The following is a 940-nucleotide window of genomic DNA, read 5'->3' as shown; positions in this document are numbered from 1 at the left end:
CTCCCCGCGAGCGGCCGCCCTGGCGCCGACCCGGGCGGCGTCCACACAGCGGATCTGCGCGGCCGCCGCGAGCACACCCCAGATCAGCATCGCCGCGAGCAGGAGGAGCGCCGGCAGTGCCACCGCCGTCTCCGCCGTCACGAAGCCCGCGTCGCCGCGCCGCCCCGGGCGCAACGACCACGCCCGGTCCGGGTCCGTTCTCAGGCCCCCGCCGCCCGCCCGGAGCACGGGCGGGGCGATGCCGGGGCGCGTGCCTCGCGAGGCGGGGATAGAACCTCCTCCCGACCGCCCGGCCGGGGGCCGCCGACGACCGGAGGCAGCCCCACGGGGCGCGCCCGCCCCCAGGGGTCCACCGGCCGAAGGCGGCCCACCGGCGGGAGTTCGGCAGCCGGCCTCAGGTCGCATGGAGCGCCCGTACCAGCATGTCGGTCAGCGCACCGGTGATGGCGTCGCTGGTCACCACCTTGTACAGCCCGGCCGCGAGGGCGCACGCGCCCAGCGTCCCGACGGCGTACTCGGCCGTGGTCATCCCGGCGTCCGAGCGGCCTCGGAGTCGCGCCACCCGGCGGACCCGGCGGGCTGCCCAGCGCACCCGACGGGCCGACCGGTGGCTCCTCCGCCGCCACTCCTCGGCCAACGGGCGGAGCGGACGCCCGGCACCGGGCCGAATCGCGATCACTGCGGTCATGAAAACTCTCCTGTCACTCGACGTACGACGGCCGCTCGTGCGGCCGACGATCCTTCACATCGCCTGGGCGAAGCGGCTGGTGAGGCCCACGACCACCGGCACCACGCCGATCAGGACGAAGGCCGGGAGGAAGCAGAGCCCCAGCGGCGCGGTGGCGAGCACCGCGGCCCGGCGGACCCGGGTGTGGGCCGCGCGGGCGGCCGCCGTGCGCTGCCCCTGCGCCAACCCGATCAGCGGGCCGGCGGCGGGGAC

Annotated in this window: 2 protein-coding genes and 1 pseudogene; all 3 read right to left on the bottom strand. The window is 77.8% G+C overall.

Translation table 11 applies throughout. The features are described from left to right. Positions 1-141 (bottom strand): TadE family type IV pilus minor pilin (locus AE652_RS42115; protein WP_304414278.1); only part of this gene is annotated, 141 nt, incomplete at its 3' end. A 253-nt stretch (positions 142-394) separates the two neighbouring features. Continuing rightward, entirely contained in the window at positions 395-688 is a 294-nt protein-coding gene (locus AE652_RS48895; RefSeq protein ID WP_082346309.1) for a DUF4244 domain-containing protein, read from the bottom strand. 54 nt (positions 689-742) lie between these two features. Beyond that, a pseudogene (locus AE652_RS42105) lies at positions 743-940 on the bottom strand (type II secretion protein F); the annotation flags it as partial.

Source organism: Kitasatospora sp. MY 5-36 (assembly GCF_001182915.1).
Taxonomy (GTDB): Bacteria; Actinomycetota; Actinomycetes; order Streptomycetales; family Streptomycetaceae; genus Kitasatospora.
The sequence above is the reverse complement of the archived record's forward strand: the minus strand, read 5'-3'. Positions and strand labels throughout refer to the sequence as shown.

Bases quoted from the DNA above. Each gene is read 5' to 3' on its own strand.
- AE652_RS48895 (WP_082346309.1), bottom strand. From the start codon at position 688: ATGACCGCAGTGATCGCGATTCGGCCCGGTGCCGGGCGTCCGCTCCGC.